Below are 26,148 nucleotides of genomic sequence, written 5' to 3'. Positions count from 1 at the left end.
GCTCACACGCCCAGCTTCCGCTTGGCCTCGGCGAAGAAGGGGATGTGACGGTAGTCCCTCGCCTCCTCGTCGTAGTCCGTGTACTTGTTGGTGAATCGCAGCAGCCGTTCCCTGACCTGTTCCGCGGGCTCGCTGTGGATGTGCCGCTCGATCGCCTGGATCTCGCCGAGAAACTCGGCCAGTACGGCAGGCAGATCCGGGCGGAGGTGAATCAGGCCGTTGTGCAGCCGGATCCCGTCCGCGGCGACGAGGTAGTTGAAAAGCAGCTGAGAGGCGACCGCGTCGTAGTTGGGCCTGGGTATTCCCTCCACCGCGTAGCGGAGCAGCCGCTCGGACAGCACGTACTCATAGGTGAGCCTCGCGCCGCGCTCGGGCAGGGCGGAGTCGTTGAGGCAGGCGAGCATCGCCGACACGTCCACCCGCAGTTCCTCGAGGCCCGCCAGCGGCTTGGACTTCTTCACCGGGAGGAAGTCGGGAATCGGCATGTCCCCCTGCCGGTGGTGGTATTCGTGCAACCGCACCCACCACGCCGAGGCCTGTTCGATGTCGCCCGGCCCCGCGGCTCCGACCAGCGGGAACGACCCCTCCGCCATGACGTTGGTCACGAGGAGCCGGGTCAGACGCAGATGCCGTTCGACGAACTTGTCGATGAAGTAGAAGATCAGGTCGCCGCTCTCCTGGCGGCCGTCGATGTGGTTCTCCGGGAAAAGCGCCACAACCGGCCGAGCCTCGAAGCCCTTCGACATCTGTTCGATCGTCACGGGCATCGTCGGGCTGGGGTACCCGGCGACCAGACGGTCGTCGGTCGGGAGCGGCCGGTACGTCAGGAAGTCGAGGGACAGCGTCGGGAAGTAGGACGCGTCGAACAGCGAGAAGATGAAGTTGTCGGTCTGGTTGTTGATGTGCGCCTTCGTCTGGAGCAGTCGGGGGTCCCGGCCGAAGGTCATGGCGTCGTCAGCGAACGCCTGGACGATTTGCACGCGCCGGAGCGTGGGTGAGGTGATCAGCTCATTGGACAGGTGCTTGAGGAATGCCTCGTCCCGGACTCTGTCACGTTGGACCAGGCCCCGTAGTGCGTTGACTGCGTCAATGACGTCGTTCACTGGCTTCGCACGCCCTTCCCGGGTCAGCCAGGGGAGATCTGATCGGCGAAGTCGTCGAGCGCGTCTGCCCAGTGGGCCGCGTAGTCCGTGGCGAGCAGCACGAACTCTTCGGCCTCCGCTCCGCTCTCGACCATGGCCGTCATGCCGGTCTCCTCGTCGCTGACCGACTTGGCATGGCCCGTCTCGGCTCTGATGTGCGCGTCGATCCATGTCAACGCGTCGGGCGCCGCGAACGGTCTCTGCCCGTCGACCAGCACCTTGCCGTACATGCGCCGGAACGCGACCGCGATGTCCAGCGCGATGGCCTCCACGACCCGCAGCTGCACCGCCGCGCCCAATCGGTGGTCGGCCATCGCCTCCATCGCCCCCAGGAGCTTGGCGACGCCTTTCGGAAGATCCCCTGCGGGCTCCTCGCCGACCACCCCGGCCAGCGGCTTCACGATCGAGTCGGCCCACCACAGATAGTGGATTCCGGCTGCACCCCGTGGCGCCACCGCGCTGAAATCCTCGGCCAGGTTGTCCAAGTCGTCTCCGATGACCCGGTAGGCCGTTTGGAACGCCGCCAGCACCTCCCGATCCGGAGCTTTCTGTGACGTGAAGTGCCGCGCCGCCGCACCCAGCCCCGAAATCGTGGTGAACATGAAGGTCTTGGTCATCACCTCCCACTGCCGCGCCACGGCCAGCGCGCCCGCCGCCGCGACCTGGTCGACGGCCTTCGCCTCGGCGAAGAACCGGTTTTCCGGCCTGACCAGCTGAGCCGCTTTCACCACTTCGGCTACACGTTCGTCAAGTCCTGCACTGCTTGACATGACACCCCTCCTCGGCCCGGTTGGGGAATTAATATGTCACACATCATAGATCACCTTGTATGAGATTGACCATTATGAGTCACTTGAGACTTCAGAAACTTTTCGGTCGGACCGAAATTCGCAACGGAGCAAGATTTTGGGCTGCCGGTCCGCTGGTTCCTTATGTGATGATTAGGGAAAACAACGGATACACAGTGCGACTCCCGGCTCTCCTGCCGGAAAACGCCGCCATTGTCCAAATCCCGCATCCCGCCCCGCTGGCCGACCTTGACCAGCGGGCTGGTCCCTCAGTGCTCACGCTGTCCCGTGAGGAGTCGTCCGCGGTAATCGAAGGCTCGGGCGCAATTCGACTCGCCCAAAACAACATTTATTGCATTGACGCGGGTCAGCAGGGTCCGAATCGAACTTTCCGGGTTCTCTCCGATGCTCTTCGACGAGTTCGATCGCGCGTACATCAGCTCCGCTGAGAACGCTCCTGACTCCGGTCGCGCGCGTGGACTTCCCTCCGCGGCCCGAAGGGGACGTGCTGGGTGACCCGCGCAGGTGGCCGGGGGCGTAGGCGCCGTCGGCCGGGCATGGATGCGGGTGGCGGCAAGACGGTGCGCGCCCCGCGGACCGGCGACATCCTCAAGGAGGTCGGACTCGACGACTGCTGGTGGGAACGCCTTCTCGGTGCTGTCCGGCCTCGATGAGAGTCGGCCTTCAGTGCCCGTGCCCATGCCCGACGGAAGCTCCGGACGGCTTGCCGGGCGGCACCAGGCCGAGTGCGACCACCGCCGCGGCCGCCGCGGTGACCGCGCACACGGTGAGCGCGGAGGTGAAGCCGCCGACGCCGGCGGCGCCGGGTGCGAGACTCGCGGCGGCCACTGTGGAGACGACGGCGACGCCGATCGATCCGCCGAGTTCGTGGAAGGTGTTGACGACGCCGGAGGCCACGCCGGCCTCGGCCGGAGGGACGTTGGCCATGGTCGTGGCGGTGGCGGTGACGAACGCCGGGCCGATGCCGAAAGCGGCGATGACGAAGCCCGGCAGGAGGGCGGCGTAGGCGTTGTTCCCGGGGGAGATCCGGGTCATCAGGGCCGCGCCGACGGCGGTGAGCAGGAACGCGGCCACGGCGACGGGCCGGCCGCCGACCTTCCCGATGAGGTGGCCGCCCAGGTGCGCGCCGATGGTGATGGCGATCGCGACCGGCAGGAACGTCAGGCCGGTCTGCAGTGCGCTGAACCCCAGCACGTGCTGGAGGTAGAGCGAGCTGAGGAAGAACAGCGCGAGCATCAGCCCGGTGGCGATCAGCATCACGAACGTGCCCGAGACCACCGGGCGGCGGGTGAGCGTCCCGGCTCGCATCAAGGGCGCCTCGACGGTGCGCTCGACCACCACGAACACCACGTAGAAGATCACCGCCGCGATCAGGGGGAGGAGGGTCCCGGCCGCGCCCCACCCGGCGTCGCCGGCGTTGACGAGACCGTAGATCAGCAGAGCGGTGGCGGCGGTGACGGCGAGCGCACCGGGCACGTCCACCCGCTGCCGCACCGGACGCCGTCCGTCGGCACGCACGACCGCGGGAAGGGCGAGGAGGACCAGCAGCCCGATCGGCACGTTGACGAAGAACACCCACTCCCAGCCCGGGCCGGCGGTGAGGATGCCGCCGAGCAGCACGCCCACCGCGGCTCCCGTCCCGCCGATCGCCGCCCATACGCCCAGGGCGCGGTTGCGCTGAGGACCGTGGAAGACGGTTGTGACGATCGCCAGAGCCGACGGCGACAGCAGGGCGGCGCCGATTCCCTGCGCGGCGCGGCCTGCGATGAGCACGGGGCCGTTCGGGGCCAGGCCGCAGGCCAGCGAGGCGAGAGTGAACAGGGCGAGCCCCACCAGCAGCGTGCGTCGTGCCCCGAACGCGTCGGCGAGTCGCCCGCCGAGCACCATCAGACCGCCGAAGCACAGCGTGTACGTCGTCACCACCCAGGTGAGCGCCTCGCGGTCGAGGGCGAGGTCGCCACCGATGGTGGGCAGGGCGACCTGGACGACGGTGATGTCGACGATCAACATGAACTGTGCCAGGCAGAGCAGGACGAGCGCGCTCCATCCCCGGGAATCGGGCGAGGTTCGAGCTTCGGGCGGCGCGGTGTGCGTGGGATGGCCATGACTCATGACGTGATCTCCTGATGATTCGCGAGCTCGACAGTGAGCAACAATAATCCGAACACTAATGTTCGGATTAGTCTAACCATACCGGGGTACGGCATGTCGAACCCCGGGGGTGTGAACCAGGGGCAGACGGGAGCGGGGGAGGTATCGCCTACTCTTCCGTCATGGCCACCACGCACAAGGACGCAGGCGCTGGAGAACCGACGCACAGCTCACCCTCCCGGGGGCGACGTCGGGCCGACGCCGAACGGAGCATCGCGGCCATCGTCGACGCCGCGACGGTGGCCTTCAGTGAGAACCCTGAGGTGAGCATGGTCGACATCGCGCGCGTGGCCGGCGTCGGCAGGGTCACCCTCTACAGCCATTTCTCCTCTCGGGAGGAGCTCATGGACGCGGTCATGGCGCGCGCCGTCCGCGAGGCCAACGCCGTACTCGGCGGGCGGGCCTCATCGGAGGAGATACCGGCGCGGGAGGCGCTGGGCGGCCTGATCCGCTCCTCCTGGCAGGTTCTCAGCCGGTACGGCCGGCTGCAGGCGGCCGCCCTGCGGGTGCTGGGCCCGGAGCGCACGCGCGAACATCACGACGAGCCGCTGGTCCGCGTCCGGAACATCATCACCCGGGGACGGCGGGAAGGGGTGATCCGCGATGACCTGCCCGAGGGCTGGCTCGTCTCCGTCTTCTACGGTCTCCTGCATACGGCCGCCCTGGAGGTCGACTCGGGCCGTCTGCGGCCGGAGGCCGCCGCCGACGTGCTGGAGATGACTCTCCTGTCCGCTATCGGGGCATAGCGCACCGACGGCGCGTCTCCATGCTCCAGCTGTGGAGCGGAGTCTCCAGGGAGTAGATGCCGTGTCTGAGCAGAGCGTCAGGAGGCGTTGAGGCGAGCAAGCGCAGGGTCGGATCGTGCCAGGGCGTTCTGGTTGGTGATGCCGACTGCGGTCGCGGTCCTGCTACTTGTCGTGCCACTGTCCAGTCAAAGCGTCAATCTTCAGCTGTGCTTGCCAAAACCTGCAGGTCACCCGTATAGCCAGGTCGCCTCCGGGCACATACGCGCTACGCCTGGCATGGCTTTCGGTTCTCCGTATATGGAGGCCGAGCGCACACGTGGGATGTTTCCGGGGTTTGCCCCTGCAAGGCGTGACGGGATTCGAGGATCCGAAAGGAGCAACATCCATGTTCGCCAACCGATCCGTCACCCGCAGGTCCGCGCTGACCGCCGCGACGGGAGCCGGTGCGCTCGCACTGCTCACCGCCTGTGGGGGCGGCGACGGCGTCACCGCCGGCCTCATCGACAGGCCCAGCGCTCCAGCTACCTCCCCGAGCCGGCAGCCAGGCGCGTCGGTCGACAACGTGGATCGCATGTTCACGCAGATGATGATCGAGCATCACAAGCAGGCCGTGGAAATGGCCGAGCTGGCCGAGACACGTGCCAAGAGCCCGGAGGTCAAGGATCTGGCGGCCAAGATCGGTGCTGACCAGAAGCGGGAAATCGCCACCATGACAGGCTGGCTGTCAGAGTGGGGCAGGACTGCGATGCCCTCTGGGGGAGAGGGGCATGGCATGTCCCCGATGCCCTCCGGCGGGATGGGGGGCCATGGCATGCCCGGGATGATGACCGATGAGGACATGAAGAAGCTCGAGGCGGCCAAGGGCACGGAGTTCGACCACATGTTCCTGCAGATGATGATCGACCACCACAGGGGCGCGATCGAGATGGCGAAGATGGAGCAGGAACAGGGGGCCAGCCCTCAGGCCAAGGAACTTGCCAGGGCCATTGAGACCACTCAGCAGGCGGAGATCAAGGAGATGCGGAAGCTGCTCGACCGGCTCTAGACCGAGTAACGGCCGGTGACGTCCAGGCGCGGCTCGCGCCTGGACGCCCCGGCTCCCAGCACTTCCAGGGCGCCGTCAGGCCGCGTTCGCCGGGAGAAGGCTCGTACTCGGCGAGTGGCGGACCTTCGGGGCGGCATCAGGGCGATCAGCCCGAGGCGCTCTGCGGCCCCCTGAATCAGTCCAGGTAGCGCGATAGCGCAGAATTGTTCGCGGCTACCGCCGTCCGTTACTCCAGGAGCTACCAATCGTGCCCCATCCCTCCGCTGACCTCGTCACCATGCTGGAGACCCTCGCGAGCTACGGCGAGCGCTATCGGCTGGAGGCCGGCCTGGATCCGGAGGAGGACTGGATCCCCGCGGACAGATTGCTGGACCCCGCATCGACGGAGTTGACCCGGGTTCTCGAGGCTGAGCGTATGGGCAGCGGCCAGGTTTCTGCACACGCGGTGGCTCTCACGGTCATGGCGGTCTACGCCGGCACCGTGACCGCTCCCACGCTGCTGGCTTGGGCGTTGTACGGCGTGGTGCTGGATGTCCGGCCGGAGAACGTGGCGCTCCGGCTCAGTGATCATCACGGGTTCGAGGCCGTCGCGCTACGCAGGCCGCAGCTGGCCGACGTCTCGGGCATGACCGCCGGCGAACGGCTGGGGCTGCTCGTGAACCAAGTGCTCGACGATCACCTGTTTCCTCTCGCCGACGCGCTGCGCGTGCGCAGCCGGGCAGGCAGGCGCCAGCTCAACGGCGGTATCGCCCAGGGATGTGCCGCGGCCTTCGGGGCCGCGAGCAGGATCCCGGGCGCCGACGTCGACGCGCTGCAGCGCGCGTATAAGGAATTCCTCGCCGCCTGCCCACCGGAGCTGGGCAGGCTCGGCGAAATGGTCCGGCTTGCCGAGGGCGACCGGGAAGGACTGTTCTATCTGCGCCGGACGTGCTGCCTGTTCTACACCGCGGACCACGGCGAGAAATGCGCCAGCTGCTGTCTCGACAGCGTGGAGGACCGCGTGGCCAACTACCGTCGGATCCTTACAGGCGGCGCTGTCCCGCACTGATCCGCTCACGCGGTTCATAGCGCCTTACCCGCAGGTCCACCTGGTCCGGGTCCGGAAAGTCGACCTGGGTTCCGGGGAGTCTGCCACACCTTGTTCTCGACCGCCCCCGCGACGTCGCTCAGGGGAGTCAACGTTTTGGCGGGGCTCCACGTCGACGGGTGAGTCGTCGAAACTCAGCTCAGAACGGGCCGGTAGACGATGGAGAACATGCGCCCTCCGTCTGGCGACTCCATGACTGTTCATCCTCCACCGTCGCGAGGAGACGCTGCCGGCTGACGGCGGTGAAGGCGGAGGCATGGCCAGGCAAGCGGCTGGACACCCGCCAGGTCTCGCCGCCGTCCTTGCCGGCTTGCGCCTGGCCGTCAGTGCCGACCCCGGTCAACTCGTTTCGCTCCGATCGATGAAGGTCATGCCGGCAGCCTGTCCCCATCTACTACTTATAGTCGTAGTTGGTTCGGCGGGCTAGAAGATCGAGATGTTGTGGCAGTGATGGGCCAGGAACGAGCGCAGGCCGGGAACCGCGGCCACGATCACAGGGCCGGCGAGGAGGAGAGCCACGGCGGCGAGCCCCGCGATACGTTCCCGGCGCCCGAGAGGAGCGGCCGGGCTGAGCATACGCTTGACCCGGGTGAGGGCCGTCGCGCCGCCGGCGCCCAACGTGAAGGCCGGAGCTCGACCGGTGGCCAGCCGTACCAGGGCGGCGGCGATGTGGATGCGGGAATGGCGGCGGGCCGCGATGTCGTCGGCGAGGAGCTCGATCAACCGCACGACCTCGCTTCTCGCCCGGACGAACAGCGGCAGGCGGGGGAAGGCCCGAGGGAAGGCTTCGGCGGCGGCCAGCACCAGGTGATGCCGCCCCCGCAGATGGGCCCGCTCGTGCGCGAGGACCGCGGCCACCTCTTCGGGGGCCAGGGATCGGAGGGCCGCGGTGGTGATGACCGCCCTGCCCTTCCGGCCGGGTAGGCAGTAGGCGGCGGCCTCGTCGTGATCCAGCACGACCGCCCCCAATTCGCCGTCGTGACGACCGAGGATGTTCAACATGTCGGCATGCTGCCGCCGCTCCCACCGAGCTCTGACCAGAATGGCCACGCCGCAGTAGGTGATTCTGGTCGTGACCAGAGCGGCGCCGAACAGGGCGGCACGGGCGCCGGAGGAGGTGGGGCCCGCATCATCGATGAGCATGCTCGCGCACGCTTCGAAGAAATCGGCCAGCCCGTGTCCGATCACATCGGCAGGGATCGCGGCGGCGAGTGCCGAGAGGGCCGCGGAGACGACCGCGGAGGTGCAGGCGGCCAGCCACACGGAGATCGCCAGACGGGGAGCACGTCCGGCCCATTCGCCCCGGCTCAGCAGCCGGGGAAGCACGACCACGGCGACCATGGCGTACAGCGCCAGGACGGCCGCGGCCATCACGTGTGGCCTCGGAGCGGATACACCTTGAGCGCGGCATCGAGCGCCTCGGCCTCCTGGGGAGTCAACCGCTCCAGGAAGTGGACGAGCGTGGCCGCCTGGTTGCCGCCGGAGGCCAGCGTGTTGCGCATCAGCTCGGCGGTGTAGGCCTCTTTCGTGCCGACCGTCTCGTAGATGTAGGCGCGGCCGACCGGCTTGCGGCGGAGCAGGCCCTTGGTGTGCAGCTTGTCCATCACCGTCATGACAGTGGTGTAGGCGATCTCCCGCTCGCGGCGCAGGTCCTCGAGCACGTCCCTCACCGATGCGGGCCGGTGATACGACCACAGACGATCCATGATCACCGACTCCAGGTCTCCCAGGGCGCGCATCGTGTGAGACTCCCATCTACCTGCGGATTGTTTGATGCTACCGGCCGTCGTAGACGCCTGGCCATGTGTCGTTCCTGCCATCCGCCTTCGCCCCGCGGATCTACCCGCAGCGCCACGCCGTCGGGTGCGACATCGACCGGCTCGAACGCCCTCGCGCTGCGGCCGCGCGGTACGACAGGCCCGCCGTGCGCCACGGAGCCACGATCCTCATCGCCGCGATCGACGAACGGCTCCGACCGACTTCGATACGGGCCCTGGACCGGCGGCCGCGGGCCCCCGGCGGCCGGCGCTGTGATTGGGTGGTCGCAATGGACATCTCATCGCGGGCTCAGGCCTATCTCCACGCCTATGACGGACAGCTGCGGGGCAGGCCGGTGCCCGGCCGTACGGTCGAGAGGGTCGGGCCGGTGCTGCGGACCGTCTCCGACGGGCATGGGCAGGGCTCCCTGACCTACCGGGACCTGGGCGGGCTGGAGGGCACGGAGCTGGACGCGTTCATCGTGGCCCAGCGCGACTTCTTCACCGAGATCGGCCGGCCGGTGGAGTGGAAGTACCACGGCTACGACCTGCCGGCGGACCTGCCCGTCCGGCTGGCCGCGGCGGGGTTCGAGCCGGAGGAGCGCGAGACCGTCATGGTGGGCGAGGCGGCCGGGCTGGCGGTGGCCCCCGTGCCACCCGAGGGGGTGCGGCTGCGGGAGGCGGTCGGCCGGGCCGACCTGGAGCGGATCCGGGAGATGGAGGAGGCGGTCTGGGAGGCCGACCGGGGCTGGCTGCCCGACCTCCTGGAACGGGACATGGCCGGGCCCGGTGACCGGTGCGCGGTGGTGCTGGCCGAGGCGGGGGAGCAGGTGGTCTGCGCGGCGTGGATGCGCTTCCACGAGGGCACGGACTTCGTCTCGCTGTGGGGCGGCTCGACGCTGAAGGAGTGGCGGGGCCGGGGCGTCTACCGGGCGATGGTGGCCCACCGGGCGGGGCTGGCGGTGGCGCGAGGGTTCCGCCTGGTGCAGGTGGACGCCTCCGAGGACAGCCGGCCGATCCTGGCCAGGCTGGGCCTGACGGCGGTCGCGACGACGACGCCCTACGTGTGGGTGCCTCCGACCGCCTGACCGGGTGGGGCGACGCGTCCGGCGAGCGGTTCGCGGATGTCGCGCATGCGCCGCACCGCCGGGATTGAGTGGAACGGACTGTTCCATTCTGTTAAGGTGAGTCCTGAGGAAGATCACGAGAAGAGGAGACGCATGCCCGAGGTGCTCAGCAGGCGCGCGCTCAACCGAGCCACCCTGGACCGCCAGCTGCTGCTGAGCCGGGCGGAGCTGCCGGCCTTCGACGCGGTCCGGCACCTGTACGGCATGCAGGCCCAGGCGCCGGACCCGCCCTACATCGGGCTGTGGAGCCGCCTGGCGGCCTTCGGTCACGAGGATCTGTCGCGGCTGCTGCACGAGTGCAAGGTGGTGCGGCTGGCCCTGATGCGCTCCACCATCCACCTGGTCGCCGCGGACGACTGCCTGGCCCTGCGCCCGCTGCTGCAGCCGATGCTGGTGCGGGCGCTGCTGGGCTCGCGCGGCAAGGGGCTGACCGGGCTCGACCTGGACGAGCTCGCCGCCGCCGGCCGGGCCCTGGTGGAGGAGGGGCCGCTCACCTTCGGCGAACTCGGGGAGCGGATGCGGGAGCGGTGGCCGGAGCGCGCGCCGGCCGACCTTGCCAACGCCGTGCGCAACACGGTGGCGCTGGTGCAGGTCCCGCCCCGGGGCATCTGGGGCGTGGGCGGGCAGCCCGCCCACACCAGCGCGGAGGCGTGGCTGGGCCGCCCCCTGGACGGGCGGGCCTCCCTTGAGGAGATGATCCGCCGCTATCTGGCCGCCTACGGCCCCGCGGCGGTGATGGACATCCAGCAGTGGTCGGGCATGACCCGGCTGGCCGAGGTCGTCAAGGGCATGGGGCTGCGGACCTTCGTGACCGAGGAGGGCGCGGAGCTGGTGGACCTGCCCGAGGCGTCCAGGCCCGGTCCCGACACCCCCGCGCCGGTGCGCTACCTGTCGGAGTTCGACAACATGCTGCTGTCGTTCAGCGAGCGGACCCGGACCAGGATCATGGCCGATGAGCATCGCGGGAAGGTCTTCACGGTCAACGGCATCATCAGGGCGACGGTGCTGGTGGACGGGTTCGTGCGGGGCAGGTGGAAGGTGGCCCGCAAGCGGGGCGAGGCGGTGCTGGAGGTGGAGCTGTTCCAGCCGGTGACGGCGGCGGAGCGGGCGGCGCTGGAGCGGGAGGGGATGCGCATGCTGGACTTCGTCGCCGGGTCCGCGGCGGTCCGGGACGTCCGGTTCGGCTGACGGCGCCGGGCCGCCGGGGCCGTGGTCAAGGTCCTCGCCGCCGGGCGCGCCGCCGGGAAGCCGCCCGCGTGCCCGGCGTGAGGCGGGCGGGCGGCGGTCCCGTCGGGCGGCGGCCCCAGCGCGGGAACGCGGCCCGGCCGGTGGCCGGGCCGCGAAAACAAGTTGCGCAGATGGCGAGACGATCCGTAGCGTCTGTGCCATGTGCATGTGCTCCGCCCCCTTCATGGGTGGCCTCGTGACGCGTCCCCGCTGCGGCCAGGCTCTGGCCCGCTAGGACGCGCTCCTTCCCCTTTCTCTTTTCTCCGCGTGTCCCCGATGCGTGCGCCCAGGGCCTCCGAGACCTGTTCACCTCGGACCCGAAAGGGCAACAGCTGTGGCGAAATCCTTCGCGCACGGAGACCATTCACACACCCAGAAGCAGGTCAGGAACGTCGGTGGCCGTACCGACCGTGACCGGGCCAGGCGTGTCCTCTCGCAGAACTTCCTGATCGATCCGCACGCCGTGCACCGGGTGGTCCAGGCCGCCGGGCCGCACGGGCTGGTCCTGGAGCCGGGTGCGGGAGAGGGCGTCCTCACCCGCGCGCTGACCGCGACCTGTAAGGAGATCGTCGCCTATGAGATCGACCCGCGGCTGGCGGGCAGGCTCGCCGGAAGCACCCGCGGCGAGGACGCGGTCAAGGTGGTCAGGGGAGACTTCCTGAGGGCCCGCGCCCCCCGGGAGCCGTTCGCGGTCGTCGGGAACATCCCCTACGCGATCACTTCCAAGATCGTGTCCTGGTGCCTGGCCGCGCCCGCGCTGACCTCGGCGACGCTCGTCACCCAGCTGGAGTACGCGCGCAAGCGCACCGGAGACTTCGGCCGGTGGAGCCTGCTGACCGTGCTGACCTGGCCGGAGTACTCCTGGCGGCTGCTGGGACGCATCGACCGGGAGAGCTTCCGCCCGGTGCCGCAGGTCGACTCGGCGATCCTGGGCGTCGAACGGCGGCCCGAGGCCCTGCTGCCCGGGGAGGCGTCGGCCGCCTACCGGGCGTTCGTCGAGTACGGCTTCACCGGGGTGGGCGGCTCGCTGCACGCCTCGCTGAGGCTGCGCCACCCGGCCCGCCGGGTGGACGCCGCGTTCGAGGCCGCGCAGGTGCGGCCCGACACGGTGGTGGCGTCCGTCCACCCCGAGCAGTGGCTGACCCTGTTCGGCCACCTCCACCCCGTGGGGTGACGGTAGCCGCACCGACGGTGCGGCGGTGTCCGTGGCCGGTCCGCGAGGGCCGGCCCCGGGCACGGCTCACGCCGGATCGGGCAGGCGGGTGAGCACGGTGTTGTGGACCCGCTGGAAGATCACCGAGGTGCGGAAGCCGGAGATCTCACGGCGCTGGCTGAGTTGGTCCAGCAGGAAGGCGTGCAGGTGGTCCAGGTCCTGCACGGCGACATGCAGCAGGAAGTCGTCGCCGCCGGCCAGGACGAAGACGCTCAGCACCTCGGGCAGGGCGCCGACCGAGTCCTTGAAGGTCTCGATGACGGCCCGGCTCAGCGGGCGCACCTGGACCGAGACCATGGCCTGCACGCCGCGGTTGAGCGCGGCGTGGTCGATGTCGGCGTGGTAGCCCCGGATCACGCCGCGCCGGGTGAGCGTGCGGACCCGTTCCAGGCAGGTGGAGGGGGCGACCCCGAGCTTGCGGGCCAGTTCCCGGTTCGACTGCCGCGCATCTGTCTGCAGAAGTCGGATGATCTCCGTATCAAGTTCGTCCATGGCCGGGATAATGGCACTCTGTCCAGTCAAACGTGCGCCTGATAGCGAGATTTGACGGCTATCTGGCTAATCTGTCCCTTGCGGAGCCGTCCGTTTGAAGGTGCACGGAGATGGAGCTGACGGCCAGGCTGGTCCTGGTGATCCGCGAGGGGCCGGGGCCGGCGGTGACACCCGCCGACTACGTCGCGGTGGCCTTTTCGGCCCCCGCAACCGGGTCACCGCGCTGACCGGACGGCTGCCGCTGCGCGTCTGAGGTCCGCGCGACGCTCTCCACGGCGCGGCCCGGACCCCGGGCCCAACATGATCTATCTGGTCTCCCGGTCGGTGACGCAGGGGCGCCGCGCCGGCCGGGTCCGCGCTGCGCCTCGCCACCGACCGCTCCCGCGCGGTCATCACGACATGGCTGCACGACGGCATGCTGCACGGCGGCATAGGCGGCGGATACCGCCTGTCGCCGGGAATCTACACTTCTGGGGTGATCGCCTCCGCTCTCGCCTTCATGCTCGTCGCGTTGATCCTCACCGTCTCTCCCGGGCCGGACACCGTGATCGTGCTCCGCACCACGGTCTCCTCGGGCCGTAGAGCCGCGTTCTTCGCCGGGCTGGGGGTCACCCTCGGCTGCTACACCTGGGGGGTGGCCACCGCGCTCGGCCTGACCGCGCTGCTGGCCGCCTCCGACGTCGCCTACACCGCCGTGCGGATCGCCGGCGTCGCCTACCTGGTCTGGCTCGGGGCGCGCGCGCTCTGGAACGCCCGCCGTCCCGCCGGCCCGGACGGATCCGCCGGCCCGGTCGGCCTCGCGGACGGGCTCCCCGGTGCTCCCGCCCGGGCCCTGGCGCTCATGCGGACCGGCTTCGTGACCAACCTGCTCAACCCCAAGGTGGGGGTCATCTACATGACCCTGCTGCCGCAGTTCATCCCCGCGGACGTCCCCGTGCTGCCCGCCACCCTGCTCCTGGTCACCCTGCACAACCTGCTGGGCATGGTGTGGTTCGCGTTCGTGGTCCTCGCCGCGAGCCTCATGCGGCGCGGCCTCACCCGGCCGAGCGTCCGCCGTCGCATGGAGCAGCTGACCGGAGTGGTGTTCATCGGCTTCGGCGTCCGCCTGGCGGCCGAGTCGGGCTGACGCGCGGCCGCACCCGGGCCGGGCCGGCCTACCACTGCCGGCCCGTTCCGATGTCGGCGAGGTGCGGGGCCGACAGGTGGAGCACCTCGTAGCGGGTGTCGGCCGTCTCCGGGGCGGCGTGCTCCCAGAGGGTGAAGTGGACCAGCTCCCAGCTCCGGGGGTCGACCCCCAGGGCGCCGGTGTGCACGCCCTCGGCGCGGGCCTGCCGCCGGAGCTCATCCAGCGCCCGCTCCACCGCCGGGGCCGGGTCGGCGCCGGCCGGGATCGGCTCGGTGCGGCGGGTGGCCGCGCGGGGGACGGCCCCGTGCGCGGGGCCCCGCTCCAGGGCGACGCCCGTCCAGTGCCGGACTTCGGGGCGGCCGAAGTCGTCGACGATCCCCCCGAATCCGGCGCCGCCCCACAGGAAGCGGTTCATCCCGCCGGTCCCGGCCCACAGGTAGAACGGGGCGTACTGGTTGACCGGCGAGCCGCCGCTGCCGCGTTCGCGGATGACGAACGCCTTGAGCCCGAGCCCGGGGAAGGCGTCGAGGGCCGAGCCTCTCGTCGCCACCCGGCGGCGGATGACGTCCATGTCGTAGTCGGCGGGCAGCGTGATCTCGTACTGCATGGCGTACATGAGGGAGGGCCTCTCCTGCGGGGCCGTCAGGCGGCCGTGGTGCGGGCGGTGAGCAGGCCGAGCACGCCGTTGACGGCCCGGTCGAACGGCTCGGCCGAGCCGGCGGCCCTGGCCAGGACGTAGCCGCCCTGCAGCACGGCGACGATCGTGGCCGCGGTGTCGTCCGGATCGAGGCCGGCGGCGAGTCCGTCCCGGGGCCGGTCCTCGGCGAGGATCCCCGCCAGCCGGCCGCGCAGCCACGCGAAAGTCTCCTCCAGCGGCTGCCGCAGGCTCGGGCTGGCGACGACCTCGGGGTCCTGCGTCAGTCGCCCGATCGGGCAGCCGCGCAGCACGTCCCGCTCCCGCCGCAGATAGGCCGAGATCCGCTCGACCGCGGTCCCCGGGCCGGACAGCTGCGCCTCGGCCGTGGCGCGCATCTCCTCGGCGGTGCGCCGTACGGCCGCCAGCGCGAGGTCGGGCTTGCCGGAGAAGTGGTGGTACATGCTGCCTTGGCCGGCACCCGCCCGCTGCTGGATCGCCTTGGGGCTGGTGCCGACGTAGCCCCGTTCCCAGAGCAGTTCTCGGGTGCTCTCGATCAGACGTTCCGGGGTGCTCATGCCATGACTGTACATACTAGTAGGTACAGTCTCAAATGCCTCGGCGACGACCGGCTCCCCGCGCCGCCGGAGAGGCCGGGAGCGCCGGAAACTTTACGGCGCGCAGGGGTTACCCGGCGCCGGAGGCGATCAGGGAGACCCTTGGGAGTGCTGGTGGAGGGCCGATGTCATGAACGGGTACGTCGAACTGGCCGCGGTCTGGAAGGTCATGGCGACCGGGGTCGGCGGTGGCGTGGGCCTGGTCGCGATCTACGCGCTCGGTCTCGCGGAGCTGTCGGCCGGCCTCGGAAGAGGCGGGGCCGGCGGCCGGCGGCCGCTCGCCCTTCTCCTCGCCGGAGTGTGCTTCCTGATCGTCGTCGCGGGGGTCGGCCTCGGGCTGTACGCGCTGCTGGCGAGGTGAGCCCGCGGCCGGCGGAGCCCTCGTACGCGAAGGGCAGGGCCGTGAGGGGGTGGGCCGTGAGGATGGGCCGGATGCGCCCGGCCGGCTCAGTCGCGGGTGAGCTCCTCGACGACCAGGCCGGCGCCGATCCCCAGGAGCCAGACGTCCTTGGCGACGCTGAGCCCTTCCTGGGTGGGCCGCAGGCTGCCCTCCTGCCGCAGGCCCGGCGTCCGCAGGTAGAGGCCGACCAGACCGCCGGCGAAGGCGGTGAGCGCGGCGCCCGCCAGCAGCGACGGCACCAGCGGGACCAGCAGCGCCGTGCCGACGGCGATCTGTCCCTTGGCGAGCCATCGGGTGAACTGCTCGGGGTCCATGTCCTTCAGGAAGGGGTAGGCCGTCGCCGCCATCCCGTGGATGTGGGCCGCGCTCTCCTTGTAGGAGTCCGCCAGGGTCAGCCCCGAGTTCAGGATGAAGGCGCCGGCGGCGAGCCGGACCGGGAACTGATGGGGACGGGTCAGGATCCGCATGAGTCCTCGCAGTGGTCGACGGGGCAGAAAGCATGCTCTTTCCCTGGTTTCTCGCAGGTCATCCGCTTATTGATCGTTTCTTGAACGTGGCGGGGCCTTCCATGGCCTCCCTGGTCCGGGGGAAGGGGTGGCTGTGGTGCGGGGGTCTCAGCGGGGGAGGGGTCTCAGCGGAGGGGCCTCGGAGGGAGGGGGCTCAGCGAGAGGGGCCTCAGGACGGGGTCTCCAGCCGTACGCCGCCGATGTCGGCGTACGGGGGCGGCCCCGAGGCGGCGATGACCGTCTCCCGCGTTCTCAACACGCCCGAGAAGGTGCGCCAGGACACCCGGGCCCGCGTTCTCGACGCGGTGCGCGAGCTGAGCTACCGGCCCAACTCCGCCGCCCGCTCGCTGGTGACCGGCCGCTCCGGGGTGCTCGGCGTGGTCAGCTTCGACACCACCCTGTATGGTCCCGCCTCGACGCTCGGGTGCCCCAGGACGTCAGCGTGGTCGGCTTCGACGACGTCCCCGAGGCCGCCTATCTCTGGCCGCCGCTGAGCACGGTCAGGCAGAACTTCACGGAGGTCGGGCGGCTGTCCTTCCGGCTCCTGCTCGACCGGATCGACGGCGGGACGGGCGCGCCGCACCAGATGATCGAGCCCGAACTCGTCGCGCGGGAGAGCACGGCCGCCCGCCTGCCCGGCTGATCCGTTCCGGCTGATCCGCCCCCGGCCGCCGCCCGGCCGGCCGTACCCGTGCGCCGGGCCCCGCCGCTCCCGCTCGATCTCGCGGAGACGCGGGCTGGACCCCAACTTGCAGAGGACACTCTGCCAACATCACTATGCAGAGGGTCCTCTGCAAGTTATGGTGACGGGCATGATCGACGACCCTGGCCCCGCGGCCGGAGCCCCCAGGCCCGTCCGGACAATCGACGCCCGCAGCCTGCGCGGGCTGGCGCACCCGCTCCGCATGCGACTGCTGGAGCTGCTGAGGCTCGACGGTCCCGCGACCTCCGCGGTCCTGTCCGAGCGGCTGGGGGAGAAGACCGGGACCGTCAGCTGGCACCTGCGTCACCTCGCCGAGCACGGCTTCATCGAGGAGGAGGCCGGGCGCGGCACCAGACGCGAGCGCTGGTGGCGGGTGGCGAGGGACCGGACGGTGCTCAACACCGCCGAGTTCCGCGACGACCCCGACACCCGGGGCGCGCTCTCCGTCTACCTGCACGAACTGGTGAGCCAGCACTTCAGCCGGGTCGTCGACTCCCTCACCGAGGACTGGGACGACCGGTGGCGCGACGCCCGGACCATCTCCGCCTGGAGTGAACTGCGGATGACGCCGGCTCAGCTCGCCGCGCTGAACGAGGAGCTGACCGCCGTCGTCGAGCGGTGCCTGCCGGACCCGGACGCCGAGCCCGACCCGGACGCGCTCCCCGTCATCGTGCAGCTCCAGTCCTTTCCCCGCCGGGAGCGTGGCGGCGCATGAACCAGGGCACGCGTGGCAGCCTGCTGCGCCGCCACCGCGACTTCCGGCTGCTGTGGTGCGGCGAGGTCGCGGGCAAGTTCGGCGCCTCCGTCACGGGGGTGGCGATGCCGCTGGTCGCCGTCTCCGTCCTGCACGCCGGCACCTTCGAGGTTGGCGTGCTGACCGCCGCCGCCTGGCTGCCCTGGCTCCTCGTCGCCCTGCCGGCCGGGGTCTGGGTGGACCGGCTGCGCCGCAGACCGATCATGCTGACCGCCGCGGCCGTCTCCTTCCTGCTGTTCGCCTGCGTCCCGGTCGCGGCGTGGTCCGGCGCCCTGAGCGTCGGGCTGCTGGTGGCCGTCGCCCTGCTGGCCGGCACGGCGGCGGTGTTCTTCCAGACCGCCTACAGCGCCTATCTCCCCTCCATCCTGGAGCCCGGCGACCAGTCCGAAGGCAATGCCAAGCTGCACGGGAGCGCCTCGGCCGCGCAGATCGCCGGACTCGGGGCGGGCGGTCTGATCGCGCAGCTGGCCGGGGCGGTGAACGGGCTGACCGCCAACGCCGTGACGTTCCTGGTGTCCCTGCTCTGCCTGGCCGGCATCCGGCACCGAGAGCCGCGCCCGGCCAGGGCGGAACGGCGGCCCGGGGCACTGGCCAGGGAGATCGGCGAGGGGCTGCGCCTGGTCGCCGGAGATCCCTGGTTCCGGACGTTGACGCTCTTCGGGGCCACCTCCAACCTCGCCCTGATGGGCTACCAGTCGATCCAGGTGGTCTTCCTGGTCCGGGACGTCGGCCTGGCCCCCGGGACCGTCGGCGGGTTGATCGCGGCCGCCGGCGCCGGCGGCGTCGCCGGGGCCTTCGCCGCCCGCCGGGCCGCCGTGAAGATCGGCACCGCCCGTGCGACGCTGCTGTTCGAGCAGGGGTTGGCCGTCTTCGCCCTGCTCATCCCGCTCACCTTCGACGGGGCCGGTCTGCTGCTGTACGTCGTCGGCGGCTTCTGCGTCTCCGCCGGCGTGGTGGCCGGCAACGTCATCAAGACGAGCTTCCAGCAGAGCTACTGCCCGCCCGGACTGCTCGGCCGGCTCACCGCGAGCACCGCGTTCCTCAACTACGGGACCATCCCGCTCGGCGCGCTGCTCGGCGGCACGCTCGGCACCGTCCTGGGGAACCGCCCGGCGATGTGGGTGATGACGGCGGGGGTCCCGCTGGCCGGGCTGATCCTGTGGTTCTCCCCGATCCGTCACCACCGCGACCTGCCGTCCTCGCCGCGACCCGCCGTCCTCGCCCCGGCAGGCCGCCGCGCCCTCGGCGCGGACGCGCCGGTGGGAGCCCCGGGCGGGCGGAAGGAGCGGGAGGAATCATGACCAAGATCGCAGTGGCCAGTGTCCTCGTCGAGGATCAGAGCAAGGCTCTCGCCTTCCACACGGAGGTTCTGGGCTTCGAGAAGAGGCAGGACATCCCGCTCGGAGCGGCCCGGTGGCCGGCCGTGGCCTCGCCCGCCGGGCCGGAGGGGGGAAGCTGCTCCCCGTGGCGGCGGGCCGTCTCACGCCCCGGCCAGCTGCGGCGGCAGCGGGCGGCGGTGCAGCACGTCGAGCCGTGAGACGGCGCGGGTGAGCACCACGTACAGCCGGTTGAGGCCCCGCTCCCCGGCTTCCACGATCTCCGCCGGCTCGACCACCACCACGTGGTCGTACTCCAGCCCCTTGGCCACCGTCGCGGGCACGACGGTCACCCGCGCGCCGCCCGCCTCGCCGGTCTCGGCGATCGTGACGCCCGCGTCCCACAGCGCCGCCGCCAGCCCTTCGACGGCGGCGTCGGCGGCCACGACGGCGATCGAGCCTTCGCGCAGGAGGGCCTCGCGCACCGCGGCGACGGCGGCCCGCGGGAGATCGGGCACCTCCTCGACGCGGAGCCGGCCGTCGGACCGGAAGGAACGGGTCGGCGGCACGTCCACCTCAAGCTCTCCCAGCAGGCGGTTGGCCAGCGCGACGACGGCCGCGGGCACCCGGAAGCCGGTCGTCAGCGCGATCACCTGGGCTTCCGGTTTGCCCAGATGGGCCAGCCGGTCGCGCCAGTCGCGGGCGGCCCACGGCGTCGTGCCCTGGGCCAGGTCGCCCAGCACGGTGATCGAGCCGTGCTCGCTCCTGCGGGCGACGGCCCGGCACTGCATCGCCGACAGGTCCTGGGCCTCGTCGACGATCACGTGCCCGTAGCTCCGCGGGCGCTCCAGCAGGCCGGCGACCTCGTCGATGAGCACGGCGTCGGCCGCCGACCACCTGGCGCTCTTGAACGTCCGCGGCGGTCTGGCCCACCCGATCGCCGCCTGCTCCTGCGGGGTCAGCGTCCCGTCCGCGGCGCGCGCCAGCGCCGCGGGGTCGCCGAGCAGCTCCGCCACCACCTCCTGCGGCCGTACGGCGGGCCACACCGCGTCCAGGAACGGGGTGACGGCCCTGCCCATCTTGCGTGTCCAGGCGGCGTTGACGGTCCGTCCCCGCGCTTCGGCCTGCCGTTGCAGCATGGCGACGGTGCGGGAGAGCACACGTTCGCGTCCGACGGCGTAGGGCGGAGCCTCGCGCCGGGTGTCGTCGACGATGCGGCGCAGCTCCTCCTCCGCGACGCGCCAGCGGTAGGAGCCGTCGGGGACGGTGACCGGCCCGGTGGGCCTGCGCACCCGCCCGTACAGCGCCCGGCGCAGCACGTCCGTCATGCGGGCGTCGTGCTTGACGGCCGCGGCGGCGTCGCCGTCCACTCCCTGCACCGGCCCGGGGGCCAGCAGCCGCTCCAGGGTGGTCTGCTCGACGTTGACCTCGCCCAGGGCGGGCAGCACCGCCGAGATGTAGCCGAGGAACGCCCGGTTGGGGCCCAGGACCAGCACGCCTCCGCGTTCGAGCCGCTGCCGGTGGGCGTACAGCAGGTAGGCGGCCCGATGCAGGCCGACGGCGGTCTTGCCGGTGCCGGGGGCTCCCTGGACGCAGATCGACTCCTCCAGGCCGGCGCGGACCAGCTCGTCCTGCTCGGGCTGGATGGTGGCGACGATGTCCCGCATCGGGCCGACGCGGGGGCGCTCGATCTCGGCCGCCACGATCCGGCTCGTGGCACCCAGATCCTCGCCGCGGTCGAGCCGCTCGTCCTCGAAGCCGGTCAGCGTCATGCCCGCCCAGCCGAACCGGCGGCGTACGGCGACGCCCTGGGGGTCACGGGCGCCGGCCCGGTAGAACGCCCTGGAGACGGGGGCGCGCCAGTCGATCACCATCGGCTGCTGCCCCACGTCGCCGGAGATGTGCCGCCGGCCGATGTAGTAGCGCTGGGCGCGGTGGTCGCCGGCGGCGGCGTCCGAGCCGAAGTCGAGGCGGCCGAAGAACGGCGGGCCGCCGGGCTCCTCTCCCAGCTCCTTGGCGAGGCTTTTGAGGTGCCGCCCGAGCCGCTCGGCGCTGTAGCGGTCGCCCGCCACCCGCTCGCCGATGACGACGTTCAGGCGGGCGCCGTCGAGCATCCTGCGCAGCGCCGCCTCGCAGCGTGCGACGTAGGCCTTCTCGTCGTCGAGCACGGTCACTCCAACCATCAAACGTTAACTCGGTTAAGATATTAACCAGGTTAACAGCATTGGTAGAGTGGAGGCATGACAGGACTCCGGGACATCAAGCGGCAGCGGATTCATGAGGCGATCTCCACGGCGGCGATCACGCTGTTCCTGGAGCGGGGCTTCGGGGAGGTTTCCGTCGCCGAGGTCGCGGCGGCCGCGGAGGTCTCCAAGCCCACCCTGTTCAAATACTTCGCCACGAAGGAGGACCTCGTCCTGCACCGGATCGCCGACCACCAGGGCGAGGCCGCGCGCGTCGTCCGGCGGCGCCGGCCGGACGAGGGGCCGCTGGACGCGCTGGAGCGCCACTTCATGGCCGGTCTGGACCGGCGCGACCCGGTCACCGGCCTCAACGACCACGCGGAGGTGCTCGCCTACCACCGCATGGTCTTCTCCACCCCCAGCCTGGCGGCCCGCCTGTTCCACCACATGGCCATGGACGAGGAGGCGCTGGCCGGGGCGCTCGCCGAGGACACCGACGATCTCACCGCGAGCCTCCTGGCCGGCCAGGTGCTCGCCGCGCAGCGCGTGCTGGCCCGCCGGAACTGGCTGCGGCTGGCCGAGGGGGAGACGGCCGCACGGCTCCATCCCGAGGCCGTCCGCGCCGCCGCGCACGCGTTCGCCCTGCTGCGCCGGGGCCTGGAGGCCGCGTGAGCCTCCGCGCGGTCCCCGGCGCGGCTCGGGCGGGGGCCGCTAGACGGCGTCGCCGTCCCAGGCGAAGGCCGCCAGCGGCGGGTCGAGGGGGGCGTCGATCATCCGGTTGGCGAAGGTCGAGATCGTGTAGGCGCCGATCCCCAGGACGACTTCGAGGGCGTTCTGCGGGGTGTAGCCGGCGTCGAGGAAGGCCCGCAGGTCCTCGTCGCCGACCGCGCCGCAGCGGTCCATGACGGTGTGGGTGAACACCCGCAGCGCCTCCAGTCGCGTGTCCGGGAGGGGTCTGCGGGACCGCAGCGCCTCGACGAGCTCGGGCGCGGCCTCCTGCCGGACCAGCGTGGCGGTGTGCATCGCCACGCAGACGTGGCAGCTGTTGCGGGTGGCGACGGTCAGGATGAGGACCTCGCGGTCGAGGGGGGCGAGGGTGGTCTGCTCGAAGATGCCGCTGACCGTCAAGAACCCCTTGAGCGTCTGCGGGGAGAGGGCCATCCGCCCGACCGCCTCGGGGACGTAGCCGAACTTCTGCTCCGAGGCCTCCAGGATCGGGCGGGCGGCGGCCGGTGCGCTCTCGGCGGTGAGGGTGGCGAAGACGTTCTCGGACATCAGACCTGCTTTCGGGGATGGGCGTGCCGGTGCACGCCGCGACATAATCGTCAACGTGGTTGTCCAAATGGTAAACCTGGTTGACGATTATGGCAACGAGGCGCCGGAACCCGGTGGTGCGCCGGCCTATGCGTGAGCGCCCACGGTCACGGTGCCGATCGTCAACCGGGGCTCCCCTTCGAGGAACTCCCCGACCCGCTCCACCTGGTCGTCGAGCTCGCTGCGCCGTGCCGCGGTGAGCGGGGCGAAGAAGTAGGGCAGCCACCGGCGCGGGCTGGTGTAGGTGACCTTCCGGCCCCGGTTGGGGCCGAAACACGGCGCGCCCCGGTCCGCCGCCGTGGCGAGAGCCTGGCGCCAGCGCGGCCACATGTCCTGGAAGCCGGGCATGACCAGGTCGCCGGCCCAGGGGCCGGTGGCGGCGATGACCTCCTGGCTCAGCTCGTCGATGGACAGCCCGGCGGCCGACAGCACCTGGGCGTGCGCGCCGCACATGGCGGCGACGACGTCGGCGGGCCGGGCGTCGCGGGACGGGACCGACAGGGCATGCCGCTCCAGGCGCCTGGCGCAGACCTCGCTCCATGACAGGTGTGACATCTGGCCCGTGCGGATGCTCATTCGGTGGTGCTCCTTCGAGGATCCCGTTCCGGGAGGGCGGAGCCGCCCGGAAGTCGGATGCGGCCACCGGGGCCACAGTCCGTTCCGCGATGCGGCGAGGCGAAGTGAGGTGAGGTGAGGTGTCCGACCCTGGAACCTATATAGGTCGGTTCCTGTCCCATATGACTGGCATCCTGGACTGCATGAGCGACACTCCCGCCCGGCTGTTCACCCTCCTGTCCCTGCTCCAGACCCCGCGCGAATGGCCCGGCAGCGAGCTCGCCGACCGCCTGCAGGTCAGCCCGCGCACCATCCGCCGCGACATCGACCGGCTGCGCGAGCTGGGCTACCCGGTGCAGGCGACGATGGGCGCGGTGGGCGGCTACCGCCTGGTCGCGGGCGCGGCCATGCCGCCGCTGCTGCTCGACGACGAGGAGGCCGTGGCCATCGCGGTCGGCCTGCGCACGTCGGCCGGACACCCCGTGGAGGGCATCGAGGAGGCCTCCGTGCGGGCCCTCGCCAAGCTCGAACAGGTGCTGCCCTCCCGGCTGAGGCACCGGGTCGGCGCCCTGAACGCCGCCACCGTCCAACTGCCGGTCAGCGGCGGGCCGACCGTCGCCCCCGAGGACCTGACCGTGCTGGCCGCGGCGATCGCCAACCGCGAGCGGCTGCGCTTCGGCTACCGCGCGGGCGACGGGACCGAGACCAACCGCCTGGCGGAGCCGCACCGCCTCGTGGCGGCCGGACGCCGCTGGTACCTGGTCGCCTACGACAACGACCGCGACGACTGGCGGATCTTCCGCGTCGACCGGATCCGGCAGCCGTGGCCGACCGGCGCGCGGATCACCCCGCGCGAGCTGCCCGCCGACGACGCGGCCGCCTACGTCACCCGCAAACTCCGCAGCCTGACCCCCACCTACCGGGCGGTGGCGACCCTGTACGCGCCGATCGAGGAGGTCGCGGGGCGTCTCGGCAGCGCCCCCGGCGACCTGGAGCCGATCGACGAGCACAGCTGCCGGTTGCACAGCCAGACCGACACGCTGGAGTGGCTGGCGTTCCGGCTGGCCATGCTCGGCTGCGAGTTCGAGGTTCACGGACCGCCGGAGCTCGCCGAATACCTGCGCGCCCTGGGAGGCCGGGCGTCACGCGCGGCGGGCGCGGTCTCGTAGCGCTCCAGCCGCGGATCGTGACCAGGCCGCCGGCCGACGGCAGGGACCGGTCCGGGCGCCGCGCCGCCGGCACCGGACGGCCCGGCTCAGTGGCGGGTCAGCCGGCACCCCGCCGGGAACGGGGCGGACCGGCGACGGGACGCGGCGCTCACCGCGATCGGGCGAGCCGGAAGCCGAGATCGTCGACGCGGAAGGTCGGATGGCTCTTGCGGCGGCACGACGCCCGGCATCCTCGGGGCCGATCGGACCAGCCTCCGCCGCGGAACACGCGGTAGGGGCCGTAGACCGTGGGATCGTAGACGTCCCAGCACCACTCCCACACGTTGCCGATCATGTCGTAGAGGCCCCACGCGTTCGGCGCCTTGGCCGCGACGTCGTGCACCTCGCCGCCGGAGTTGTCGCGGTACCAGGCGATCTCGTCCAGCTCTCCGTAGCGGACGCCGGAGGTCCCCGCCCTGCACGCGTACTCCCACTCCGCCTCGGTCGGGAGACGATAGCCGTCGGCCTCCACGTCGCGGACCACGTCTTGCCCGTCGGGGTCGTCGCCCATCGCGTAGCAGGGTCCGAGTCCCGCCGCCCGCGAGAGCAGGTTGCAGAAGCGGACGGCCTCCTTCCAGGAGACCTCGGTGACCGGGGTCCGCGGCCCCGCCGAGCTTGGCGGCCTCTCGCCCCGGACGGAGTGGTACAGCTCGCGGGTCACGGGGTAGGGCGCCAGCCGGAAGGCCCCGACCTCGACCTTCCAGTCCGTCTCCGTGCCCTCGTCCCGTAGGACGATCTCCCCGGCAGGGATCTCGATCATGGGCTCGGCAGGCGACCGGCGCAGCGTCGATTCAGGTCTCATCGCGGGCCCGAGCCTACATGATCGATACGCGGCGGTGACATGCGGGCACACCTGCGGCAGGGGCGGCTCGTCCGGGTCCGCGCCGACCGCCCCGCGGGGCGGTCCGGAGGTGTACTGCGCGGCGTTGCCCTCGACGTACTCGTTCTGCTGTACAAGGTGCTCCGCCGGGCCGGCTGCTGAGGGCCGAGAACCGGGGAGCCGGTGGTGGGGCCGCCTCGCGATCACCCGTGATCGTCGACAGGCCTCAGGTCCAGACGGGTTCTCCGAGGTGTGTCGTCGTCGACAGCACCTGGCAACCCATGCGGCGGGCCGCCTCGAGCAGCGTGACGCGGGCCCGCTCTCCGTCTTCAGGCGGGAAGGCGGCCCGGATCTGGTGACCGTAGGCCGTCTCGTAGGTCAGCAGCCAGCCGAGCTCCGTGGCGGCGAAGTGGTCCTGCCGGTCGCCGTCCTCGTCGCTGTAGCCGCCCCGGTCGGCCGTGGGCGCGAGCGCCTCACGCAGGATCCGCAACCGCTCGTGATAGGGCGACTCGCCCTCCGACAGCTTGATGTAGACGTGTTCGCGCTCGCGGAACGGCTCGAACCACGGCGACGCCTCGACCTCGTCGGGCAGTATCGGCGTGGTGAGCCGCCCGCTCAACCAGCCGTGGAGGAACTCCACGGCGCCGACGTCATGTGCGGCGTAGGCGACGTTGCGCGGATTCCAGACCACGACGCGCCAGCTGTCCGGTTCTCCCTCGGTCAGCCAGCAGAGCGAGTCACCGTTGTCGGTGCCGGCCCACTCCAGCAGCCCGCCGGGCTCCGGGTAGAACGGGTAGGGGCACTCGTCGGGATACTTCTCACGGAAGGACCGCTCCCTGTCCAGCAGCCGCCGAGCGTGCCGGATCAGCGGCTCGTGAGCGCCGAACGGGGTCAGCGGCGTGATGAGGTCGACGAACTGGCCGCGCCCGTACCGCTCGACGAGCGCCTTGAAGTCGGTGGGCAGCTCAAGCCCGAGGGCGGCCTCGGCCTCACTCCAGTCGCCTTGCGCGTCGACCGGTTCGGTGGGCGGCGGCACGAGGCGGATCAGTCCGTCAATCACTGTCATGGCCCGCGAGTGTAACGAGCCGGCGCGGCCGGAGGTCCGTCCCCCGGTCTCGCCGGGCCGCGTGAAGGCCGCGGCCGCCGCGCGGTGGCGTGGCGCTGCCCGCGGGAGAGCCGGCAGGTGGGGGAGGGGCACTCCCAGAAAGCCCCATGC

Annotated in this window: 29 protein-coding genes; 15 read left to right on the top strand and 14 right to left on the bottom strand. The window is 71.3% G+C overall.

Annotated features, from left to right (window positions below; translation table 11 throughout):
- Positions 1 to 2: 2 nt before the first annotated feature.
- The 3 genes from ACZ6R6_RS09755 to ACZ6R6_RS09745 all read right to left on the bottom strand — a co-directional run bounded on the left by ACZ6R6_RS09755 (position 3) and on the right by ACZ6R6_RS09745 (position 4,063).
- Entirely contained in the window at positions 3 to 980 is a 978-nt protein-coding gene (locus ACZ6R6_RS09755; protein ID WP_470091763.1) for a DUF6421 family protein, read from the bottom strand.
- A gap of 146 nt (positions 981 to 1,126) precedes the next feature.
- On the bottom strand, positions 1,127 to 1,912 hold the full coding sequence (locus ACZ6R6_RS09750; RefSeq protein ID WP_470091761.1) for a DUF6202 family protein: 786 nt from the start codon (positions 1,910 to 1,912) through the stop codon (positions 1,127 to 1,129).
- Between the two features lie 702 nt (positions 1,913 to 2,614).
- The gene (locus ACZ6R6_RS09745; RefSeq protein WP_470091759.1) at positions 2,615 to 4,063 is read right to left on the bottom strand and encodes an MFS transporter; all 1,449 of its coding nucleotides are present in this window, start codon (positions 4,061 to 4,063) and stop codon (positions 2,615 to 2,617) included.
- A 161-nt stretch (positions 4,064 to 4,224) separates the two neighbouring features.
- Here ACZ6R6_RS09745 and ACZ6R6_RS09740 point away from each other — a divergent pair, with 161 nt between their 5' ends.
- From ACZ6R6_RS09740 to ACZ6R6_RS09730, 3 genes are all read left to right on the top strand, one after another.
- On the top strand, positions 4,225 to 4,848 hold the full coding sequence (locus ACZ6R6_RS09740) for a TetR/AcrR family transcriptional regulator (RefSeq protein ID WP_470091757.1): 624 nt from the start codon (positions 4,225 to 4,227) through the stop codon (positions 4,846 to 4,848).
- Between the two features lie 385 nt (positions 4,849 to 5,233).
- Positions 5,234 to 5,893, top strand: a complete 660-nt coding sequence (locus ACZ6R6_RS09735) for a DUF305 domain-containing protein (protein ID WP_470091755.1) — start codon at positions 5,234 to 5,236, stop codon at positions 5,891 to 5,893.
- A 277-nt stretch (positions 5,894 to 6,170) separates the two neighbouring features.
- Positions 6,171 to 6,941, top strand: coding sequence for an IucA/IucC family C-terminal-domain containing protein (locus tag ACZ6R6_RS09730; protein ID WP_470091753.1), 771 nt, complete (start codon positions 6,171 to 6,173; stop codon positions 6,939 to 6,941).
- 462 nt (positions 6,942 to 7,403) lie between these two features.
- Here the strand turns inward: ACZ6R6_RS09730 and ACZ6R6_RS09725 are convergent, their stop codons facing one another.
- Together ACZ6R6_RS09725 and ACZ6R6_RS09720 are read right to left on the bottom strand one after the other, a co-directional pair.
- Entirely contained in the window at positions 7,404 to 8,351 is a 948-nt protein-coding gene (locus ACZ6R6_RS09725) for a M56 family metallopeptidase (RefSeq protein WP_470091751.1), read from the bottom strand.
- On the bottom strand, positions 8,351 to 8,719 hold the full coding sequence (locus tag ACZ6R6_RS09720; RefSeq protein WP_470091749.1) for a BlaI/MecI/CopY family transcriptional regulator: 369 nt from the start codon (positions 8,717 to 8,719) through the stop codon (positions 8,351 to 8,353). The genes ACZ6R6_RS09725 and ACZ6R6_RS09720 overlap by 1 nt, the downstream gene beginning before the upstream one ends.
- Positions 8,720 to 8,784: 65 nt before the next feature.
- Here ACZ6R6_RS09720 and ACZ6R6_RS09715 point away from each other — a divergent pair, with 65 nt between their 5' ends.
- From ACZ6R6_RS09715 to erm, 3 genes are all read left to right on the top strand, one after another.
- Positions 8,785 to 9,825 carry a GNAT family N-acetyltransferase gene (locus ACZ6R6_RS09715; protein WP_470091747.1) on the top strand — a complete coding sequence of 347 codons (1,041 nt, stop codon included), beginning with the start codon at positions 8,785 to 8,787 and terminating at the stop codon, positions 9,823 to 9,825.
- Positions 9,826 to 9,957: 132 nt separating this feature from the next.
- Positions 9,958 to 11,052 carry a winged helix DNA-binding domain-containing protein gene (locus tag ACZ6R6_RS09710; protein WP_470091745.1) on the top strand — a complete coding sequence of 365 codons (1,095 nt, stop codon included), beginning with the start codon at positions 9,958 to 9,960 and terminating at the stop codon, positions 11,050 to 11,052.
- A 484-nt stretch (positions 11,053 to 11,536) separates the two neighbouring features.
- On the top strand, positions 11,537 to 12,265 hold the full coding sequence (gene erm, locus ACZ6R6_RS09705) for an ErmE/ErmH/ErmO/ErmR family 23S rRNA (adenine(2058)-N(6))-methyltransferase (RefSeq protein ID WP_470091894.1): 729 nt from the start codon (positions 11,537 to 11,539) through the stop codon (positions 12,263 to 12,265).
- 66 nt (positions 12,266 to 12,331) lie between these two features.
- Here erm and ACZ6R6_RS09700 read toward each other — a convergent pair whose 3' ends face one another.
- Entirely contained in the window at positions 12,332 to 12,796 is a 465-nt protein-coding gene (locus tag ACZ6R6_RS09700; RefSeq protein ID WP_306874205.1) for an Lrp/AsnC family transcriptional regulator, read from the bottom strand.
- Between the two features lie 475 nt (positions 12,797 to 13,271).
- On the opposite strand from ACZ6R6_RS09700, the gene ACZ6R6_RS09695 reads away from it, so the two are divergent.
- Positions 13,272 to 13,922 (top strand): LysE family translocator, encoded by a 651-nt coding sequence (locus ACZ6R6_RS09695; RefSeq protein WP_470091743.1) that lies wholly within the window; start codon positions 13,272 to 13,274, stop codon positions 13,920 to 13,922.
- A 28-nt stretch (positions 13,923 to 13,950) separates the two neighbouring features.
- Here ACZ6R6_RS09695 and ACZ6R6_RS09690 read toward each other — a convergent pair whose 3' ends face one another.
- Both ACZ6R6_RS09690 and ACZ6R6_RS09685 read right to left on the bottom strand, forming a co-directional pair.
- Complete coding sequence (locus ACZ6R6_RS09690; protein ID WP_470091741.1) at positions 13,951 to 14,538, bottom strand: DUF4865 family protein; 588 nt, start codon at positions 14,536 to 14,538, stop codon at positions 13,951 to 13,953.
- Positions 14,539 to 14,564: 26 nt separating this feature from the next.
- Entirely contained in the window at positions 14,565 to 15,134 is a 570-nt protein-coding gene (locus ACZ6R6_RS09685) for a TetR/AcrR family transcriptional regulator (RefSeq protein WP_306874196.1), read from the bottom strand.
- 169 nt (positions 15,135 to 15,303) lie between these two features.
- Between ACZ6R6_RS09685 and ACZ6R6_RS09680 the strand changes: the two genes are divergently transcribed.
- Positions 15,304 to 15,534 carry a hypothetical protein gene (locus ACZ6R6_RS09680; protein WP_470091739.1) on the top strand — a complete coding sequence of 77 codons (231 nt, stop codon included), beginning with the start codon at positions 15,304 to 15,306 and terminating at the stop codon, positions 15,532 to 15,534.
- Between the two features lie 86 nt (positions 15,535 to 15,620).
- Here ACZ6R6_RS09680 and ACZ6R6_RS09675 read toward each other — a convergent pair whose 3' ends face one another.
- On the bottom strand, positions 15,621 to 16,040 hold the full coding sequence (locus tag ACZ6R6_RS09675; RefSeq protein ID WP_470091737.1) for a hypothetical protein: 420 nt from the start codon (positions 16,038 to 16,040) through the stop codon (positions 15,621 to 15,623).
- Positions 16,041 to 16,312: 272 nt separating this feature from the next.
- Between ACZ6R6_RS09675 and ACZ6R6_RS09670 the strand changes: the two genes are divergently transcribed.
- From ACZ6R6_RS09670 to ACZ6R6_RS09650, 5 genes are all read left to right on the top strand, one after another.
- Complete coding sequence (locus ACZ6R6_RS09670) at positions 16,313 to 16,573, top strand: LacI family DNA-binding transcriptional regulator (protein ID WP_470091892.1); 261 nt, start codon at positions 16,313 to 16,315, stop codon at positions 16,571 to 16,573.
- A complete protein-coding gene (locus ACZ6R6_RS09665; RefSeq protein WP_470091735.1) occupies positions 16,504 to 16,722 on the top strand; it encodes a substrate-binding domain-containing protein in 219 nt (72 codons plus the stop codon). Before ACZ6R6_RS09670 ends, ACZ6R6_RS09665 begins: the two co-directional genes overlap by 70 nt.
- Positions 16,723 to 16,891: 169 nt before the next feature.
- Positions 16,892 to 17,497, top strand: coding sequence for a helix-turn-helix domain-containing protein (locus tag ACZ6R6_RS09660; RefSeq protein ID WP_470091733.1), 606 nt, complete (start codon positions 16,892 to 16,894; stop codon positions 17,495 to 17,497).
- Positions 17,494 to 18,837: an MFS transporter gene (locus ACZ6R6_RS09655; protein ID WP_470091731.1), complete on the top strand. Its 1,344-nt coding sequence runs from the start codon at positions 17,494 to 17,496 to the stop codon at positions 18,835 to 18,837. The genes ACZ6R6_RS09660 and ACZ6R6_RS09655 overlap by 4 nt, the downstream gene beginning before the upstream one ends.
- Positions 18,834 to 19,073: a VOC family protein gene (locus ACZ6R6_RS09650; RefSeq protein WP_470091729.1), complete on the top strand. Its 240-nt coding sequence runs from the start codon at positions 18,834 to 18,836 to the stop codon at positions 19,071 to 19,073. Before ACZ6R6_RS09655 ends, ACZ6R6_RS09650 begins: the two co-directional genes overlap by 4 nt.
- Here the strand turns inward: ACZ6R6_RS09650 and ACZ6R6_RS09645 are convergent.
- Positions 19,017 to 21,035, bottom strand: coding sequence for a HelD family protein (locus tag ACZ6R6_RS09645; RefSeq protein ID WP_470091727.1), 2,019 nt, complete (start codon positions 21,033 to 21,035; stop codon positions 19,017 to 19,019). The two genes, ACZ6R6_RS09650 and ACZ6R6_RS09645, sit on opposite strands and share 57 nt — an antisense overlap.
- Positions 21,036 to 21,092: 57 nt before the next feature.
- Here ACZ6R6_RS09645 and ACZ6R6_RS09640 point away from each other — a divergent pair, with 57 nt between their 5' ends.
- Positions 21,093 to 21,707 carry a TetR/AcrR family transcriptional regulator gene (locus tag ACZ6R6_RS09640; RefSeq protein WP_470091725.1) on the top strand — a complete coding sequence of 205 codons (615 nt, stop codon included), beginning with the start codon at positions 21,093 to 21,095 and terminating at the stop codon, positions 21,705 to 21,707.
- Positions 21,708 to 21,746: 39 nt separating this feature from the next.
- On the opposite strand, the gene ACZ6R6_RS09635 is transcribed toward ACZ6R6_RS09640, so the two are convergent.
- On the bottom strand, positions 21,747 to 22,310 hold the full coding sequence (locus tag ACZ6R6_RS09635) for a carboxymuconolactone decarboxylase family protein (protein WP_470091723.1): 564 nt from the start codon (positions 22,308 to 22,310) through the stop codon (positions 21,747 to 21,749).
- 126 nt (positions 22,311 to 22,436) lie between these two features.
- Positions 22,437 to 22,925: a hypothetical protein gene (locus ACZ6R6_RS09630; protein ID WP_470091721.1), complete on the bottom strand. Its 489-nt coding sequence runs from the start codon at positions 22,923 to 22,925 to the stop codon at positions 22,437 to 22,439.
- A 182-nt stretch (positions 22,926 to 23,107) separates the two neighbouring features.
- On the opposite strand from ACZ6R6_RS09630, the gene ACZ6R6_RS09625 reads away from it, so the two are divergent.
- Positions 23,108 to 24,073, top strand: a complete 966-nt coding sequence (locus ACZ6R6_RS09625; protein WP_470091719.1) for a helix-turn-helix transcriptional regulator — start codon at positions 23,108 to 23,110, stop codon at positions 24,071 to 24,073.
- Between the two features lie 148 nt (positions 24,074 to 24,221).
- Here the strand turns inward: ACZ6R6_RS09625 and ACZ6R6_RS09620 are convergent, their stop codons facing one another.
- Positions 24,222 to 24,914, bottom strand: a complete 693-nt coding sequence (locus tag ACZ6R6_RS09620) for a formylglycine-generating enzyme family protein (protein ID WP_470091717.1) — start codon at positions 24,912 to 24,914, stop codon at positions 24,222 to 24,224.
- 244 nt (positions 24,915 to 25,158) lie between these two features.
- Entirely contained in the window at positions 25,159 to 25,998 is an 840-nt protein-coding gene (locus tag ACZ6R6_RS09615) for an SMI1/KNR4 family protein (protein ID WP_470091715.1), read from the bottom strand.
- Between the last annotated feature and the right edge of the window lie 150 nt (positions 25,999 to 26,148).

The organism is Streptosporangium sp. NPDC048886, from assembly GCF_055586905.1.
The sequence above is the reverse complement of the archived record's forward strand: the minus strand, read 5'-3'. Positions and strand labels throughout refer to the sequence as shown.